Annotated in this window: 18 protein-coding genes; 9 read left to right on the plus strand and 9 right to left on the minus strand. The window is 62.6% G+C overall.

The features are described 5' to 3' along the window. Positions 1–267: a FeoA family protein gene (locus tag GTP69_RS09205; RefSeq protein WP_161054596.1), complete on the minus strand. Its 267-nt coding sequence runs from the start codon at positions 265–267 to the stop codon at positions 1–3. Positions 268–527: 260 nt separating this feature from the next. Here GTP69_RS09205 and GTP69_RS09210 point away from each other — a divergent pair, with 260 nt between their 5' ends. Both GTP69_RS09210 and GTP69_RS09215 read left to right on the plus strand, forming a co-directional pair. Then, positions 528–752, plus strand: coding sequence for a (2Fe-2S)-binding protein (locus tag GTP69_RS09210; RefSeq protein WP_161054597.1), 225 nt, complete (start codon positions 528–530; stop codon positions 750–752). Between the two features lie 2 nt (positions 753–754). Next, positions 755–1,465: an energy transducer TonB gene (locus tag GTP69_RS09215; protein WP_161054598.1), complete on the plus strand. Its 711-nt coding sequence runs from the start codon at positions 755–757 to the stop codon at positions 1,463–1,465. Positions 1,466–1,468: 3 nt separating this feature from the next. Here the strand turns inward: GTP69_RS09215 and GTP69_RS09220 are convergent, their stop codons facing one another. Further along, complete coding sequence (locus GTP69_RS09220; protein ID WP_161054599.1) at positions 1,469–2,005, minus strand: pyridoxamine 5'-phosphate oxidase family protein; 537 nt, start codon at positions 2,003–2,005, stop codon at positions 1,469–1,471. 229 nt (positions 2,006–2,234) lie between these two features. Between GTP69_RS09220 and bfr the strand changes: the two genes are divergently transcribed. Next, complete coding sequence (bfr, locus tag GTP69_RS09225) at positions 2,235–2,711, plus strand: bacterioferritin (protein ID WP_110845527.1); 477 nt, start codon at positions 2,235–2,237, stop codon at positions 2,709–2,711. Here the strand turns inward: bfr and GTP69_RS09230 are convergent, their stop codons facing one another. The 6 genes from GTP69_RS09230 to GTP69_RS09255 form a co-directional block, all read right to left on the minus strand. Then, complete coding sequence (locus GTP69_RS09230) at positions 2,712–4,043, minus strand: MFS transporter (protein WP_161054600.1); 1,332 nt, start codon at positions 4,041–4,043, stop codon at positions 2,712–2,714. It lies immediately after the preceding gene. Further along, positions 4,040–4,996, minus strand: coding sequence for a PfkB family carbohydrate kinase (locus tag GTP69_RS09235; protein ID WP_161054601.1), 957 nt, complete (start codon positions 4,994–4,996; stop codon positions 4,040–4,042). Before GTP69_RS09235 ends, GTP69_RS09230 begins: the two co-directional genes overlap by 4 nt. Next, positions 4,993–6,834, minus strand: coding sequence for an alpha-amylase family glycosyl hydrolase (locus GTP69_RS09240; protein ID WP_229260865.1), 1,842 nt, complete (start codon positions 6,832–6,834; stop codon positions 4,993–4,995). Before GTP69_RS09240 ends, GTP69_RS09235 begins: the two co-directional genes overlap by 4 nt. A gap of 16 nt (positions 6,835–6,850) precedes the next feature. Continuing rightward, positions 6,851–9,151 carry a TonB-dependent receptor gene (locus tag GTP69_RS09245; protein ID WP_161054603.1) on the minus strand — a complete coding sequence of 767 codons (2,301 nt, stop codon included), beginning with the start codon at positions 9,149–9,151 and terminating at the stop codon, positions 6,851–6,853. A gap of 129 nt (positions 9,152–9,280) precedes the next feature. Further along, entirely contained in the window at positions 9,281–10,315 is a 1,035-nt protein-coding gene (locus tag GTP69_RS09250; protein ID WP_161054604.1) for a LacI family DNA-binding transcriptional regulator, read from the minus strand. A 3-nt stretch (positions 10,316–10,318) separates the two neighbouring features. Continuing rightward, on the minus strand, positions 10,319–10,927 hold the full coding sequence (locus tag GTP69_RS09255) for a glutathione S-transferase N-terminal domain-containing protein (protein ID WP_161054605.1): 609 nt from the start codon (positions 10,925–10,927) through the stop codon (positions 10,319–10,321). A gap of 105 nt (positions 10,928–11,032) precedes the next feature. Between GTP69_RS09255 and purB the strand changes: the two genes are divergently transcribed. From purB to GTP69_RS09285, 6 genes are all read left to right on the plus strand, one after another. Next, the gene (gene purB, locus GTP69_RS09260; protein WP_161054606.1) at positions 11,033–12,409 is read left to right on the plus strand and encodes an adenylosuccinate lyase; all 1,377 of its coding nucleotides are present in this window, start codon (positions 11,033–11,035) and stop codon (positions 12,407–12,409) included. A gap of 135 nt (positions 12,410–12,544) precedes the next feature. Next, entirely contained in the window at positions 12,545–13,072 is a 528-nt protein-coding gene (locus tag GTP69_RS09265) for a cytochrome b (RefSeq protein WP_161054607.1), read from the plus strand. Between the two features lie 25 nt (positions 13,073–13,097). Beyond that, complete coding sequence (locus GTP69_RS09270) at positions 13,098–13,652, plus strand: YceI family protein (protein ID WP_161054608.1); 555 nt, start codon at positions 13,098–13,100, stop codon at positions 13,650–13,652. 24 nt (positions 13,653–13,676) lie between these two features. Continuing rightward, positions 13,677–14,243, plus strand: coding sequence for a YceI family protein (locus GTP69_RS09275; protein WP_161054609.1), 567 nt, complete (start codon positions 13,677–13,679; stop codon positions 14,241–14,243). Positions 14,244–14,314: 71 nt separating this feature from the next. After that, positions 14,315–16,468, plus strand: coding sequence for a S46 family peptidase (locus GTP69_RS09280; RefSeq protein WP_161054610.1), 2,154 nt, complete (start codon positions 14,315–14,317; stop codon positions 16,466–16,468). A 108-nt stretch (positions 16,469–16,576) separates the two neighbouring features. Beyond that, entirely contained in the window at positions 16,577–17,146 is a 570-nt protein-coding gene (locus GTP69_RS09285; RefSeq protein ID WP_161054611.1) for an NADPH-dependent FMN reductase, read from the plus strand. Here the strand turns inward: GTP69_RS09285 and GTP69_RS09290 are convergent, their stop codons facing one another. After that, positions 17,147–17,884 carry a hypothetical protein gene (locus GTP69_RS09290; protein WP_161054612.1) on the minus strand — a complete coding sequence of 246 codons (738 nt, stop codon included), beginning with the start codon at positions 17,882–17,884 and terminating at the stop codon, positions 17,147–17,149. It abuts the gene before it with no gap. Positions 17,885–17,955: the final 71 nt, after the last annotated feature.

Here is a 17,955-nt window from a genome sequence, read left to right on the forward strand (position 1 = left end):
TTATTCCGGTTGAATCGAGACCAGCGCGGCTTCAAAGCGGCGCAATGCAAATGTGGAGTTGCCGACTTTGATCGCCAGCGGCTCGCCGCCCGGCATGCCACGCTTGAGCATGCGGATTTTTTCGCCGGGCACAAAGCCCAGCTCCATCAGGCGGCGCGACAAGGCGGCGCCGCCGTCGGCATCCGCGCCGGGAGAAACATGCACCACGGTGGCGGTGGCGCCGACCGTCAGGGCATCGAGGGTAGTCAGGGAAACAGCGTGCGTCATGGCAAAGTCCAGTCGAGAGGCCGCTGGCAAAGTTGGCTGCGGCGCTCCGGCAAGGCCGCAACGTTGCGTTCCTGCCGGAATTAGATACTAGCATTATAAACGGTAATGCGAATGACTTCTATTTAGCTTGCATACTGTTGAAAAATCGGGCAGTATACGATTAATGATAATGATTCGCATTAAGTTGCTAGCAATCATGTCAGAAAAGTCTTAATCAAGCCTTATTCAAGTCTTATATAGCCAAGCCAGAAGGTGCATCAATGATTGTTTGTGTCTGCAACAACATCTCCGATCGCGAAATCCGTCAAGCCATGGAATTGGGAATCACCTCTATGGATGAACTGCGCGATGCGCTGGGCGTAGCCACCTGCTGCGGCCAATGCTTCTCCTGCGCGGAAGAAATCCTCACCGAACAACTGGCCGCGCAAGCCGCTGCCGCCAACCTCCAGGAAACTGTGCTGAAACGCCCAGTCTTCACTAGCTAATCATGAATACAATGACCTACAGCCGGACGGCGTCGCCGCTGTCCGCGGATGTCGATGGGCGCGCGCAGGAATTCAAGCGCCGCACCCGCAAGCTCACCCCGCTCGCCGCGATTGTGCTGGGTCATGTAGTCGTGTTTTATCTGGCTTATTCCGGCATGCTGCGTTCCGTGACGCATGCGATCATGCCGCAGGTGGTGACGGTGACGTTCGTGGCCTCGCCAGAGCCGCTGAAAGCGCAGCCGCAGCCGAAGGAAGTGCCGCTGGTGCAGCCGAAACAAACCTTCGTGCCGCCGCTGCCGCTGGTGAATATCGTGCAAACCGAGCCGACCATCACGCTGCCGCCGCCGCAACCGCGTCCGACCGAACCGACCACGGCGCATGCCTCGCCAACCACCGCTCAAGTCGCGCCGCCGGCGCCGCCAGCACCATCGACGCCGAAGACCGTGTCGGGCGTGGAATACGTGCGCGCGCCGTCGCCGGTGTACCCGAGCATGTCACGCCGCATGGGCGAGACCGGTACCGTGATGCTGCGCGTGCTGATTGGGGAAAAAGGGAATGCGGAACAGGTGACGGTGCAGAAATCGTCCGGTTCCAGCAATCTGGACGAAGCCGGCCGCCAGGCCGTGCTGCGCGCCCTGTACAAGCCGTTCATCGAGGATGGCAAGGCCATCCCCGTGTACGTGCTGGTGCCGATTAACTTCCAGCTGGGTTAAGTCTTACAGGTCCAGCCGGCCCTCGATGGAGTCATCAAGGGTTTTGCCGATCACGGCGCCGATCAGCATCTTGACGCTGGCCACCGCCTTGCCGTGCTTGGTATCCCAGTAGTAGCCGTAGGTAGGCGCAAACTTGATCAGCGTCACACGCGGATCGTCCTCACCGCCGGTGAACCAGGTCTTCATCGTAAAACTCCACAGCTCCTTGATTTTCACCGGGTCGCGCGACACCGTGGCGATGCCCTCCAGGTGCATGAACTCGGAGTGGGCCGAGCCCTGGAAATACAGCGTGGCCGATGGATCGGCCGCCAGTTCCTGGTTCTTCAGGCTGTCGCTGGCCGAGATAAACCACAGATTCCCCAGCTCATCTACCTGCAGCGCCGTCATCGGCCGTGCGTCGCCGGGACCGCCATCGGCATCGCTGGTGCAGAAGAAGCAGCCGGGCGTGCTGTCGACGAAGTCGCGGATCTTGTGGACGGCGTCTTCGCCGACCAGGTCTTGATGATTATTTTCGGGTTGATTGGCGTTGATGGAATCCATGGCTTAGCTCCTGAAGGTTGAGCTTCCATGGTAGCGGCGACGGCGCGCCGGCACCGTGAGATGCCGCACACTGTCCCTACTACGAATGCTAATAGTTTTCATTTGCGCCAGTGCTCTCAATCACCGAACTTAGTGGGTATTTCGCCGAAATTATCAGACATTCGCCCCACATAAATCGAAAATTCGTGGCACAATGGCGCCATTCGCAATCATCACAGAAAGACATCCCATGAAGGGCGACCAAGAAGTTATCCGCTTGCTCAACGCACAGCTGACCAACGAACTCACCGCGATCAACCAGTACTTCCTGCACGCCAAGATGTACAAGCACTGGGGCCTGGAAAAGATCGGCAAGAAAGAGTACGAAGAATCGATCGGCGAGATGAAGCATGCCGATAAACTGATCGACCGCATCCTGATGCTGGATGGCCTGCCGAACCTGCAAGCCATGCACAAAGTGATGGTCGGCGAGAACACCGAAGAGATGCTGAACTGCGACCTGAAGCTGGAAAAAGGCGCACAGATCACCGTCAAGGAAGGCATCGCCGCCGCCGAGAAAGCCGCCGACTACGTGTCGCGCGACCTGCTGCTGATGATCCTGGAAGACACCGAAGAACACATCGACTGGCTGGAAACCCAGCTGGACCTGATCGGCAAAGTGGGCATCCAGAACTACCTGCAAAGCCAGATGAGCGTCGACGAGTAATTACGTCGCCGGTTCAGCCAGAGGCCGCAAGCTTGCTTGCGGCTTTTTTGTTTTCACGGCCAGTACCGCCACCGCGCCGCACAGCATCAGCACGCCGGCCAGGCGGATCACGTTTTCAGGATTGCCGCCCAACAGGCTGCGGTAATACAGCGGCAGCGTGAAGATCTGGATAATCATCGGTATCACGATGAACATATTGAAGATGCCCATGTAGACCCCGGTGCGCTCCGGCGGAATGCAGCCCGCCAGCATCACATACGGATTGCCCATGATGCTGGCCCACGCCAGGCCGATGCCCACCATCGGCACGAACAGCAGCGCCGGCGTATGGATCTGCGGGATGCTGAACATGGCCACACCGGCCAGCGCCAGGCAGATGCTGTGCGTGATCTTCGGCCCGTAGCGGCGCGTGAACGGCACCAGCGCCAGCGCGCCGATGAACGCGATGAAGTTGTAGAACGCTCCCACCTGCCCTGCCAGCAGGCCGGCGTCGCGGAAGCCCTGCGAAGCCTGGTCGGTGGTGCCATACAGTGTGGTCGACAGCGACAGCATGATGTACTGCCAATAGCAGAACATGGCGTACCACTGGAACAGCTTGACCCACGCCAGCTGGCGCATGGTCGGCGGCATTTCGCGCACCGCGCTGGCGATGTCGCCCAGCGTATGCCGCCAGCCCGCCGGCTTGGCGCGCAGGGCTTGCAGCTCATCTTCGCTGAGCGGATTTTCCTTGGTGGTCTTCAAGGTCCACAGCACCGACGTAATCGAAAACACCGCGCCGATCATGAAGGCGACGATGACGATCTGCGGAATATGGCTGCTGTTGACCGCATCCTTGTTCATACCCAGCCACACCAGCAGCGACGGCGTCAGGTACGCCAGCGTTTGCCCCAGGCCGGTGAAGGCGCTCTGCGTCAGGAAGCCGATCGAGTGCTGCTCCGGTTGCAGCTTGTCGCTGACGAAGGCGCGGTACGGCTCCATGGTGACGTTGTTGGCGGCATCGAGTATCCACAGCAGGCTGGCCGCCATCCACAGCGTGGGACTGAACGGCATCGCCAGCAGGCCAAGGCTGCACAGGATGGCGCCGATCAGGAAGTACGGCGTGCGCCGCCCCCAGCGCGTAACGGTGCGGTCGCTCATGGCGCCGATCAGCGGCTGCACCAGCAGGCCGGTCATCGGCCCCGCCAGCCACAGATACGGCAGGCTGGCTTCATCGGCGCCGAGGTATTTGTAGATGGGACTCATGCTGCTCTGCTGCAGACCGAAACTGAACTGGATGCCGAAGAATCCAATGTTCATATTGACGATCTGCCAGAACGACAGCCGCGCTTTCATGACGCGGCTCCAGGCCGGATCGCGCCGCGCTGCCAGCTGGCGATCCACGGCGCGTAGAAGCCGATATCGGCCGGCACCGCGCCGGACACGCCGCAAATGGCGCCGGCAAACGCATTCGCGCGCGCCAGCGTCAGCGCCATCGGCCAGCCTTGCGCCTGGCCGAACAGGAACACGGCGGAGAAAGCGTCGCCGGCGCCGACCGTGTCGATGATGCGCGGTGGCGGATGGCATTCATCGTTGGCGGCGACCGCGCCATCGGCGCTGAAGTACAGCGCGCCGCGTTCGCCCAGCGTGACGATCAGACCTTGCAGGCCGAAGGTGCGCATCAGCGTCAGGCAGGCGTCGCGCAGTTCCGGACTGTCGGCCGCGCCGGTGCCGGGCTGCGTGTGGGTGTACCAGCGGAACAGATCCTTCAGCTCATCCTCGTTGACCTTGACGATGTCGGCCAGCTTCAGCGACTCGTGCGCAATCCGTTCGGTGACCTGGCCTTCGCGCACATTGAGATCCAGATAGCGTTGCGCCGAAGTCGCCTCCAGCATGGCGCGCAAGGCGGCGCGCGACTGTTCGTGGCGCTGCGCCATGGTGCCGAAGTAAATCACGTCCGGCTGGGCGACAGCCAGCGCCGCCAGTGCCGGCGCGGTGTCCACATAATCGTATGCTTGATCCGGCAGGATGATGAAGCGGTGGCCGTCCGCATTGCGCTCGACCACCACGCGCCCGGTGGCGCCGCGCTCATCGACCTGCAACGCCGCTTCGCTCATACCGAAGCGCGCAAATTCGTCGCAAATCAGCGCGCCGTTGTTGTCGGCGCCAATCCGTGTGACCATCAGCGTGGCGACGCCAAACGCCGCCAGATTGCGCGCCACATTGAATGGCGCGCCACCCACCACCTGCTCGGTGACGAAATCGTCCACCAGCGCTTCGCCGAAGACGGCAACGGTTTGTTTGCTCATGCTGTCGCTCCACGTTCCAGCCAGTGCATTGCGTACGGCGCCAGCGTCAGCGCGCCTTCCAGTATGCTCCCGTCCAGACAGTCGGTCCAGCGGCCTGGCAGCGCATAGGTCTGCGGCTGGCTGGAGAAATTCATCAGGGTCAGAAAACCTTCGCCGCGCGCCAGCGCCAGCATGCCGTCCGGCGCATCGTCCAGCAGCGTGCGCGGTGCGCTGGCGGCCAGTTCGTCATGCTGGCGGCGCACCCGCACCAGGCGGATCAACGACTGGTACATCTGGCCGGCGCTGGCGCCGGTGTAGTCCCGGCCTTTCCAGCGCGCGCGGTCGAATTGCGGGCGTTGCAGCCAGCGGCTGTCCATCGCGTGCTGCGGACGATCCAGATAGCTGTAGTCGTTTTCCATCGCCAGCTCGTCGCCCATGTACAGCACCGGCAGCGCGCCGAAGCTCAGCGCCAGTCCATGCAGCAGTTGCAGGCGGCGCATCGCCAGTTCGCGCGACTCTTCGTTGTCGGCGGTCTGCAGGCCCGCCAGCGAAGCGGCCATGCCGTTGCTGCCGTGCGCCGCGTTCGGATCGGTACTCTGGAACGCCGCACCGGAGGCGTAGCTGCCTTCAGCGCCGGCGAAGAAGCGCGCCGCGCGCGCCAGCCGCGCATTCGGTTCCTGGCCGTCGGCCGCCGCTTCGGCGCGCAGCACGTTCCAGCCGATATCGTCGTGGCAGCGCACGTAACTGAGCCATGTGGCGGCCGGCGGCAGTGCCGGCGTATTGCGGATCACTTCGCGCAGCATGCCGGTGCCCTGCTCCGACAAAGCCAGCCAGCCGGCTGCCATCAGGCTGCTGTGGTAGGCGATGTGGCATTCGCGCGCGTCGGCGCTGCCCAGGTAGGCCGGCAGTTCGCGCGTCGGCACGATCGCTTCCGCCTTCAGCAGCACGCCCGGCGCCACGATATCGACGATCGCGCGCAGCGCTTGCAGGATCTGGTGCGCCTCCGGCTGGTTCATGCTGTTGGTGCCTTCGCGCTTCCACAGGAAGGCGGTGGAATCGAGGCGGAATACTTCGATGCCGCGATTGGCAAGGCGCAGCAGCGTGGCCGCCATCGCCGCGAACACCGCCGGGTTGGCGTAGTTCAGATCCCACTGGTAAGGATAGAAGGTACTCCACACCCAGCCGCCCATCTCGTCCACCGGGACGAAATTGCCCGGCGCGACTTGCGGGAACACCTGGCCCAGCGTGCGCTCGTAACGGTCCGGCATCTCGCGGTCCGGATAGGCCAGGAACATGGCGCGCGCCTGTTGATCGCCGGCTTTGGCGGCAACCGCCCACGCATGGTCGTCCGCCACGTGATTCAGGATGAAGTCCGAACACAGGCTGATGCCGGCCTCGCGCAATTGCGTGGTCAGCGCCAGCAGGTCGGCATTGGTGCCGAGCGCCGGTTCCACCTCATCGAAATTGGATACCGCAAAACCGCCGTCGTTCTCCCCCTGACGCGCGCGCAGGAACGGCAGCAGATGCAGATAGCTGGCGCCCATCTCCTGCAGGTACGGGATGCGCTCCGCCACGCCTTTCAAGTCGCCGCCGAAGTTCTGCACATAGGCGCAGTAACCCAGCATGCGTTGGCTGAGGAACCACTCCGGCTGCGCCGCGCGCTGCTCATCCAGCGCGCGCAGCGCCGACGGACGCGCCGCATACAGCTCGCCCAGCGATGCCATCAAATCGCCCAGCCATGCGTCGAAGTGCGGCTGCTCGCCATATAGCCCGGCCAGCAGCCGGCGCAGCACCGGCTCGCAGGAGGCCAGGCGCGGCAAGGCTTGCAGGCGCAGTTGATCGGGCAAGACCGCGAGCATGCGGGACGACTGTACGTTAGAAGGCATAAGACAGGGAGACTTTCGCGGCGCGGCCGGAGATCGAACGGGCGGCATGGCCGTCGCTCTCTACTTCGGTGTAGCCGATCTTGTTGAACAAATTATTCACGCTCAGCGACAGCGTGGCTTTCTCCGTCACGCTGTAGTTGACGAAGGCGTTGACCACTTCATACGCCGGCAGGATGATGGTATGCGCATCGTCGCCCCACGACTTGCCGGTGCCGATCAAGCTGGCGCCGACGACGGCTTTGTCGAAGGTGTAGGTCGGCGCGATCTGGTAGATGTACTTGGCCTGGCGGCGCGGCGTGTTGCCGATGTTGGCCACGTCCGCCGCAGCGGTGCCGGTGATCTTGGCGTCGGTATAGGTCATGCCGCCGGTGATGCGGAAGCCGCCCAGGTTGTAAGCGCCTTCCAGTTCCACACCCTTGGCGTCGTACTTGTTGGAAGTGCTGCGCTGCGTGGTGGCTTCATAATTGCTCTCATCGGTCTTGGCCTGGAACAGCGTGACGAAGGTGCTGACGCCTCCACTCCGCCATTTCACGCCACCCTCGACCTGCTTGACGGTGTTGATGTTGATCGGCGCGCTGCCATCCAGCGGCGTGCCAAACAGGATGCGGTCGGCATTGAAGGCCACGCCGTCGCTGACGCGCGCAAACAGCGCCAGGCTTTTGGTGATGGCGTAGTTGCCGCCCACCGAATACGAGTTGTGGTTGATCTTGTAGTCGACCAGCTGCTCGGTGGCAGGATCGTAGCGCAGCGCGCCGCCATTGGCCGCGCTGGCGGTGGCGATGTTGGCGGTGCCGGTGGCGCGCTGACGATCCTGGCGCACGCTGGCGTCCAGGTTCAGCGGGCCGGCTTCATAGCCCACGTTCAGATACGGCGACGTCAGTTTGTATTCCATGTCGACCGCGCGCGAGCAGCAGGCGCCGAAGGCCGGTCCCACCAGGCCGGGCGTGGTGCTGGCGGTTTGCAGCAGCGCCGGTTTGTCGCCGGTTTCCTGCATCAGATATTCGTTGAAGTTCCAGGTCAGCGCCAGCTTTTGCGTCGACAGGTACAGGCCGGCGGTGGTGGTCAGCTTGGAACCGTCGGCCAGCTTGAAGGTCTTGGCCAGCTTGGTGTCGTTCAGCGTATTGCCGGCGTCGTCGATCGAGGTGTTGAACACCACGGCGGAGAAGGCGCGGCCATTGTAGGCCTGGCCTTTTTGCGGGCCGGTGGCGAACACGTAATTGCCCAGCGTGCCGCTGTTGCCGGCGAAGATGCCGCTGAAGCGGCCGCTGTTGCTGGCGGCGCGGAATTTGTCGCTCAGGTTCCAGCCATCGCCCAGATCGAACGAACCTTCCAGGCCCAGCGTATCGCTCTTGACGTGCAGGCCGTCGTTGACGTTGGTCGAGACCGGCGTGTTGTTCTTGCCCAGCGTGACATCGCGTACCCAGTACGGCGAGTAGAAGCTGACCGTGCGCGGATCGATGCCGGGAATTTCCTGGATCTGGTGATTGACCACGTTCACCGGCACCGGCAGCGCGGTCGGCGCCTTGTCGTCCAGGTGCTTGAACGACAGACGGATAAAGCCATTGTCCAGTTCATGCGTGATATTGCCGCGAATCTGGCCGCCGTCCTCGGTGCTCATGCCGGTGTTGCGCACGCCTTCGCCGGTGCGGTAGCTGCCGCCGATGAAGAAGCGGGTCTTGTCGGAGATCGGCGCGCCGTAGTCGAAGTCGTAGCGGGTTTCGTCGTAGCCCAGGCCGCGGCTGATGCCGATATGGCCGCCCTTCTCTTCGCCGGTCTTGGTGATGAAGTTGACGATGCCGCCCGGCGCATTGGTGGCCAGCGTGGAGGCCGAGCCGCCGCGCACCACTTCCAGGTGGTCCAGCGTGCCGTCGATGCGCACGAAGCTGTCCGGCGTGGCGAAATTGAAGTCGCCGAATTGCAGCACCGGCAGGCCGTCTTCCTGGATCTGCACATAGCGCGCGCCGCCGGCCGAAATCGGCACGCCGCGCACGGTGATGTTGGCGTTGCCCTCGCCGCCCGACGATTCCGAGCGCACGCCCGGCACCGAGCGCAGCACCTCGGCGGCGCTGAGCGGCGCGGCGTTCTTGATGGCGTCGCCTTCGAGGGTGGAGATGGAGACGCTGGTCTTCATCTTGGACGAAGCGCCGCTGGTGCCGGTGACCACCACCCGCTCCATGTTCAGGCCGTCGGCCGGCGGCGGGGTCTCTTGCGCGGTGGCGCCGTTCATGTGCAGCAGGGCAGTTGCGACAGCGGCAGCGATGCCGCCCAGTTTGAGGGTGCGGTGTTCCATGTGTCGTCTCCAGTATTTTTTAGCCTGCTACTTTATTGAGCAGGTGAACGCATTATGCAATCGATTGCATAAACTTGCAAAATAATTTTTTGTAACGGGTTTTAGTCCCATTGCAATCGGTTGCACAAATCAGACAGTGCTGGCGCGGACGATCAGTTGGGTAGGCAGTTGCAATGAAGGCGCGGGACGGCCTTCGGTGAGTTCCAGCAGCGACGCGACCAGCGCGCGGCCGGCCTCCTGGATCGGCTGCTGGACGGTGGTCAGCGGCGGGTGGAAGTAGCTGGACAGCGGAATATCGTCATAGCCGACCACCGCCACCCGGCCCGGCACGTCCAGCCCGTGCTGGCGGAAGGCGTTGATGGCGCTCATGGCCATCAGGTCGCTGCCGGCGAACACGGCGTCGAACGCCACGCCACGCCCCAGCAATTCTTCAGCCGCCAGGCGGCCGCCGTCCGGCACAAACGACGCCGGCACCAGCAAGGCCGGATCGGCAGCGAGGCCGGCCGCCGCCAGCGCCTGGCACAAGCCGGCGTAGCGCTGGCCGATTTCCGGCAGGTTGATGTCGCCGAAGAAAGCGATCCGCTGGCGGCCCTGCGCCAGCAAATGGGCGCCGGCCAGCTGGCCGCCGGCCAGGTTGTCGCCGCCGACGGTGCAATACAGCTGCTGCGGCAGTTGCGCGCCCCACACCACGATCGGCACATGGCGCGCGGCCAGCTGGTTCAATTGGTCATGGTGGCGCCACTGGCCGATCAGCACGATGCCGATCACGCGGCCGGTATCGAAAGGCGCGGCGGCCGCGTCCAGTTCGCTGGCATCGACGCGCGACACCAGCATGTCGAAGCCCTGTTCGGTCAGCGCATCGGCCAGGCTGCCCAGCATCGCCAGGAAAAACGGATCGGACAGATGCTGGCGCGTGGCCGGGTCGTACGGCACCACCACGCCGACGGTGCGGTTCTGCTTCATGCGCAGGTTCTGCGCGCCGATGTTGATGTTGTATTTGAGCGAACGCGCCAGCTCCATGACGCGGGTGCGCGTCTCTTCGCTGATCAGCTTGCTGCCGGCCAGCGCGCGCGACACGGTCGAGGTGGACACGCCGGCCAGCCGCGCAATGTCGGCCATCTGCAGGCGCCGGCTGTCTGCCTCTGGCGGCGTGGTCTTGGGCATGGCTTACGCCGGCAGCGTGTCCTTGAACGACTGGCGTTCGGACAGCTTATCGTACAGCTTGGCCAGGTTGGCGTAGTCGTCGCGCCAGGTGATTTCCGGGAAGCGGAACGACAGCCAGCCCAGCGTGCAACCGACCGCCACATCGGCCAGCGAGTAATGGATGCCGTTGCAATAGGCCTGCTCACCCAGCTTGTCGGACAGCGTCTTCAGGCCCAGTTCGACCTTGCGCATCTGGCGCGCCATCCACTCTTCGCTTTGCTTCTCCGGCGGCCGCATGGTGCGCTCCAGGCGCACGCTGACGGCGGCGTCCAGCATGCCATCGGCCAGCGCTTCCCAGCACTTGACGTCGGCGCGGTCGCGGCCGTTCGGCGGCAGCAGCTTGCAGACCGGCGTCAGCGTATCGAGATACTCGACCATCACGCGCGAATCGATCATCACCGTGCCATCTTCCATGATCAGGCTCGGCACTTTGCCCAGCGGATTAAACTGGTTGATGATGGTGTCGGCCGCCCACACATTCTCCAGTTCAAACTGGCAATCGAGCTTTTTTTCCGCGAGCACGACACGAACCTTGCGGACATAAGGGCTGGCGAGGGAACCGATGAGTTTCATAGACACTTATAGAGGAAGAACAGGCTTCAGTATAACATCGGCGGCTTGGGCGGCCGCCAATGGTAAAATCACGGTCTCTGCTTTTTCAACTTCGCTCCTTCCATCATGACCACTACTCCTTACTCCACGCTGTCGGCGCTGTCGCCGCTGGACGGCCGCTACGCCGGTAAAACCGATCTGCTGCGCCCGATCCTGTCCGAATCCGGCTTCATGCACCACCGCGTCAAAGTAGAAATCTCCTGGCTGCAAGCGCTGTCGCTGGCCGGTTTCGACGAAATCAAGCCGTTCTCGGCCGCAGGCACCGCGCTGCTGGACAAGATCGCCGCCGACTTCACCGAAAACGATGCCGCCCGCATCAAGGAAATCGAAGCCGTCACCAACCACGACGTCAAGGCCGTGGAGTACTGGCTGAAGGAGCAAGTCAAGGATGTGCCGGAACTGGTGGCCGCGTCGGAGTTCATCCACTTCGCCTGCACCTCGGAAGACATCAACAACACCTCGCACGGCATGATGCTGAAAGCCGCGCGCGACAACGTCATGCTGCCGTCGCTGCGCAAAGTGATCGCCCGCCTGACTGAGATCGCCCACGCCAACGCCGAGCTGCCGATGCTGTCGCGCACCCACGGCCAGACCGCCAGCCCGACCACCCTGGGCAAGGAAATGGCCAACGTCGTGGCCCGCCTGCAACGCGCCATCGTGCGCATCGAGCAGGTCGAGATCCTCGGCAAAATGAACGGCGCGGTCGGCAACTACAACGCCCACCTGTCGGCCTATCCATCGTTCGACTGGCCGGCCTTCTCCAAGGCCGTGATCGAGCAGCGCCTGGGCCTGGTGTTCAATCCGTACACCATCCAGATCGAACCGCACGACTACATGGCCGAACTGTTCGACGCCTTCGCCCGCGCCAACACCATCCTGCTGGACCTGAACCGCGACATCTGGAGCTACGTCTCGCTGGGCTACTTCAAGCAGAAGCTGAAAGCCGGCGAAATCGGTTCGTCGACCATGCCGCACAAGGTCAATCCGATCGACTTCGAAAACTCGGAAGGCAACCTGGGCCTGGCCAACGCCGTGCTGAAACACTTGTCGGAAAAACTGCCGGTATCGCGCCTGCAACGCGACCTGACCGATTCGACCGTGCTGCGCAACATCGGCGTCGGCTTCGGCTACACGCTGCTGGCCTACGACAGCTGCCTGCGCGGCCTGAACAAGCTGGAAGTCAATCCGGCCCGCCTGGAAGCCGACCTCGACGCCAACTGGGAAGTGCTGGCCGAGCCGGTGCAGACTGTGATGCGCCGCTACGGCATCGAGAACCCGTACGAGCAGCTGAAAGAGCTGACCCGCGGCAAAGGCATCTCGAAAGTGGCGCTGCAGGAGTTCATCAACGGCCTGGCCGTGCCGCAGGAAGCCAAGGATCTGATGCTGGCCATGACCCCGGCCAACTACACCGGTATCGCCGCAGCTCTGGCCAAAGCCATCTGATGTAGATAAGAAATTTGTTCTACACTAGCCCCGCCGGCTTCCACGTCGCGGGGCTTTTTTTTGCCCTGGCAAGCGCACATCGGATTTCTTTGGTATATTTAGTCCTAACACGTACTATTTCCTCGGAGCCGCTTTATGCCACGCTATACCAAAACCGCAATGCTGCTGCACTGGCTGGTCGCCTTGCTCATCATCGCTACTTTCTTCCTCGGCCTGTCCATGGTCGCGATCCACGGCTTTTCGCCGACCAAGCTGAAATACTTCTCCTGGCACAAATGGATGGGTGTGACGGTGTTTGCGCTGGCCGTGCTGCGCGTGCTGTGGCGCGTCACGCACAAGCCGCCGGCCAAGCTGGCGTCCATTCCCGACTGGCAGCACATGATCGCCGAAGGCATGCATTACCTGCTGTACTTCCTGATCTTCGCGGTGCCGCTGTCGGGCTACTTCTACACCTATGCGGCCGGCGTGCCGGTGGTCTACCTGGGCCTGTGGCAGATGCCGGCCGTGATGGCGGCTAATCCTGAACTTAAGCCAATCTTACAAAATGTCCATTATATTTTGACCATGACCATGGCGGCCGCAGTGGTCGCTCATGCCCTGGCCGCACTGAAGCATCACTTCATCGACCGCGACGTGACGCTGAAACGCATGTTGCCGCTGTAATCCCACCCATCCACTGGAGCTTTATATGAACACCATTAAAAAAATCGCCCTCGTATCCATGCTGGGTATCGCCTTTGCCGCCAGCGCCGCCGCCCTGAAAACCGATCCGGCCAAGAGCACCGTCACCGCCACCTTCAAGCAAATGAACGTGCCGGTCGATGCCAAGTTCAAGAAATTCACCGCCAACATCGACTACGACGCCGCCAAGCCGGACGCCGCCAAAGCCACCGTGGAAGTCGAGACCGGCAGCATGGACCTGGGCGATCCGGAGTACAACAAGGAAGTGACCAAGAAAGAATGGTTCAACGCCGCCCAGTTCCCGAAAGCGACCTTCGTGTCGTCGTCGATCAAGAGCGCCGGCGCCGGCAAGCTGACCGTGACCGGCAAGCTGACCATCAAGGGCAAGGCCACCGACGTCAGCTTCCCGCTGACCGTCAAGGCCGATGGCAAGAACCAGGTGTTTGACGGCGTGCTGCCGATCAAACGCCTGGCCTACAACATCGGCGAAGGCGAATGGAAAGACACCAGCATGGTGGCCGATGATGTCGCCATCAAGTTCCACGTCGTCGCAGCACAATAACCCCACCAACGGAGACACCATAAGATGAAAGCACAGATCCTGATCGCCACGCTGCTGGCCGCCTCGGCCACGTCGGCCATCGCCGCCACCTATAACATCGACCCGACGCATACGTACCCGAGCTTCGAGGCCGATCACATGGGCCTGTCGGTATGGCGCGGCAAGTTCGACAAAACCAGCGGCACGGTGACCATGGATCGCGCGGCCAAGACCGGTGGTCTCGACATCAAGATCGCCCCGGCCTCGATCGACTTCGGCCTGGAAGCGATGAACAAGCACGCCAAGGGCGAGGACATGTTCAACGTGACCAAGTTCCCGACTATTAGCTACACCAGCAAGTCGTTCAAGTTTGAAGGCGACCAGCTGGTGGCGGTGGACGGCGAACTGACCATGCTGGGCGTGACCAAACCGGTGACGCTGAAGGTCAACAAGTTCAAGTGCATCATGCATCCGCGCTACAAGAAGGAAGCCTGCGGCGCCGACGCCAGCGCTGAATTCAAGCGCAGCGACTTCGGCCTCAACTACGGCCTCCCCAACTTTTCGCCGGAAGTCAAACTGGCGATCCAGATCGAAGCCATCAAGGCTGACTAAAAAAACCGGGGGCAACCCCGGTTTTTTTATTGCTATACTCCTGAGCGCCGTTCAACCACTTCCTAAGAGACATGAAAAAAACTTTGATCGCGCTCGCCATCCTGAGCACCTCCGCCTATGCGGACGAAGGCATGTGGATGCCACAACAGCTGCCACAAGTAGCCAAAGAACTGAAAGCCGCCGGCCTCAAGCTGGATCCGGCCACCCTGACCAAGCTGACCGAGTTCCCGATGGGCGCCATCGTCAGCCTGGGCGGCTGCTCGGCGTCCTTCGTGTCGCCGCAAGGCCTGGTCGCCACCAACCACCACTGCGTGTACGGCAGCGTCGCCCATAACTCGACGCCGGAACGCAATCTGCTGGCCAACGGCTTCCTGGCCCACAACCTGGGCGAAGAACTGCCGGCCTCGCCGGGCAGCCGCATCTGGGTGACCAAGGCCGTGACCGACGTCAGCAAGCAGGTGGTGACGCCGGAAGTGGCCAAGCTGAGCGGCAAGGCGCGCGTCGACGCGATCGAGAAGAACCAGAAATCCATCCAGGCCGAGTGCGAAAAAGACGCCGGCCACCGCTGCACCGTGTCCTCCTACTACGGCGGCCTGGAGTACTACCTGATCAAGCAGCTGGAAATCCGCGACGTCCGCCTGGTGCACGCACCGCCGGAAGGCGTGGGCAAGTTCGGCGGCGATACCGACAACTGGATGTGGCCGCGCCACACCGGCGACTACGGCTTCTACCGCGCCTACGTCAGCAAGGACGGCAAGGCTGCCGACTACAGCAAGGACAACGTGCCTTACGTGCCGCAGCACTACCTGAAGCTGGCCAAGGAAGGCGTCAAGGAAGGCGATTTCATCATGGTGCTGGGCTACCCAGGCCGCACCAACCGCCACCGCCTGCCGTCGGAAGTCGGTTTCACCTTCGACTGGAACTATCCGGCGTTTGTGAAGCAATCGGCCGAAAGCCTGGCCATCATTGCCGACACCACCAAGGACAACAAGGACACCGCGCTGAAGTATGCGTCGCAAGTGGCCGGCATCAACAACTACTACAAGAACCGTCAGGGCATGCTGGACTCCTACGCCGGCAGCGATATGCTGCAGCGTAAGACCGCCGAGCACGAAGCGCTGAAACAGTGGATCAACGCCGACGACAAGCGCAAGGCCGAGTACGCCAGCGACATCGAGCAGGTGGAAAAACTGATCGCCCAGCGCGATGCGGAAATCAAGCGCGACTACTACTTCGGTTCGTCCAAACCGCGCCTGCTGAACACCGCGCGCATGCTGTACCGCCTGGCCAACGAAAACACCAAGCCGGACGCCGACCGCAAAGCCGGCTACCAGGTGCGCGACGTGCCGCGCCTGAAATCGTCGGTGGACGCGCTGGTGCGCAACTACGACGAGAAGGTCGACAAGGCGCTGGTGCTGAACAGCCTGATCAAGTACGCCGCGCAGCCGGCGGCCGAACGCAACGCTGCGTTTGACTCGGTGGTCGGCATCAAGGACGGCATGAGCAAGGCCGACCTGCAAGCCGCGCTGGACAAGCTGTACGCCGGCAGCAAGCTGGGCGACCTGGCCGAGCGTAAAGCCTGGCTGGACCGCAAGCCGGCCGACTTCAAGGCCAGCGACGACGCCTTCATCAAGGCCGCCGTGGCGCTGTACGAGCCTGACCTGAAAGACGAAGCGCAAGAGGAAGAGCTGGGCGGCAAGCTGCAGCAAGCCTACGCCAACTACATGAAGGCCAAGATCGCCTACATGCACAGCAAGGGCCAGGCGGTTTATCCTGACGCCAACAGCACCCTGCGCGTCACCTTCGGCAAGATCGCCGGCCGCGATCCGGGCGCCGATGGCACCACCTGGAAGGCCTTCACCACGGTTGAAGGCGTAGCCGCCAAAGCCACCGGCCAGGGCGAGTTCAACGCCCCAGCCGCGCAGCTGAAAGCCATCAAGGCCAAGGAATACGGCAAATACATGGATCCGAAGCTGAAATCGGTGCCGGTCGCCTACCTGGCCACGCTGGACATCACCGGTGGCAACTCCGGTTCGGCTGCGCTGAACGCCAAGGGCGAGTGGATCGGCCTGGCGTTTGACGGCACGCTCGATTCCATCATCTCCGATTGGGACTTCAACAAGAAGATGACCCGCGACATCCAGGTCGACCTGCGCTACATCCTGTGGAACATGAAATACGTCGACCACGCCGACAACCTGCTGAAAGAAATGAACGCCGAATAAGCGCCTCATCCTTAAGCCGGAAGCCACGCCCCTGTAAAGCGGCGTGGCTTTTTTGTTGGATCGGTTACATTATGCTTTCCCCGCCACTCACCACTGTAAGGAGATTCCATGTCCGCGAAGAAAATCGCCGTTATCATCGGCAGCCTGCGCAAGGATTCGCTCAACCGTAAGTTTGCCCACGCCGTGATTGAACTGGCGCCAGCCTCGCTGGCATTGGATATCGTCGAGATCGGCGAACTGCCGGTCTATAACGAGGATCTGGACGCCAAGGACGCGACGCCGCCGCAGGCGTGGACGCAGTTCCGCGACCGCCTCAAGGAATACGAAGGCGTGCTGCTCTTCACACCGGAATACAACCGTTCGACCACCGCCGCGCTGAAGAATGCGCTGGACGTCGGTTCGCGCCCTTACGGCAGCAGCGTGTGGAGCGGCAAGCCGGCCGGCATCGTCAGCGTGTCGCCGGGCGCCACCGGCGGTTTCGGCGCCAACCACCATCTGCGCCAGTCGCTGGTGTTCCTCGATATGCCGACGCTGTTGCAGCCGGAAGCCTACATCGGCGGCGCCGCCAAGCTGCTGGGTGACGACGGCAAACTCAATAACGACAGCACCAAGGAATTCCTGAAGAAGTTCATCGACACCTACGCCACCTGGGTCGAAACCAACGCCAAGAAAAAGTAATCAGCGCCGGATCGCCTTGAAGGGATAGCCGGCCGCAGTCAACGCGGCCGGCTGCTTCGGCGGCGGCGCACCGCGATTCAACGCCAGCAGCTGCGGACCGTCGCGTCCCGGCAGCAAGGCAACATCGGCGCCGGGCAGACGCTGCGCCAGCGTCGCAGCCTCATCGTCCGCCGCGCCCGCATACAGCCGGTAGGACGCGCGACTGTTGCCAACCTCCAGCAGATAGCCCGCCACCGCCACCGTGCCCGGCAGCCCCGGCATGGCGGTCACCCGCAGCCGCGCGGCGTGCTTGCGCAAGTCCAGCGTATTCCATGGCTGCATCGGGTACAGGCGTGGCCCGCCCACCGCCGCCACGGCATCCGCAGCATGGGCCGCGCCCGCCGTCTCCGCCACAATCACCGGCACGCCATCCCGCAGCGCGTTCAGCGGCGCCAATCCATCGTAGCGACCGCTGCTGGCCGGCAGCAACAGCAACAGGTCCGCCGCCGGCCAGCTGTGCACCGCATCCTGGCTGTAGGCCTCTGCATCCGCATCCACCGCCAGAATCGTCAGATCCTGAAACCGGATCAGCACCAGCCCTCTGCCGGCCAACTGCACGCGTCCCTGCGACACCACCGCAGTATCAGCAGCGCCGCCGGGCAACTCGATCACATAGCGCGGCCCCACCTGCGCCACGCCCCATCGGCATACCAGCGCCAGCAACAGCACCACCAGCACTGCCCGCAAGCCATATCCCATGCTGTTCTCCCGGCGGATGAATCGGAAAACCAGTACATCACGGCCAGCGCAAATTTACCTTGAAGCAACTC

The sequence above is a fragment of the Duganella levis genome, from assembly GCF_009857605.1.
In the GTDB taxonomy this organism is placed as follows: Bacteria; Pseudomonadota; Gammaproteobacteria; order Burkholderiales; family Burkholderiaceae_D; genus Rugamonas; species Rugamonas levis.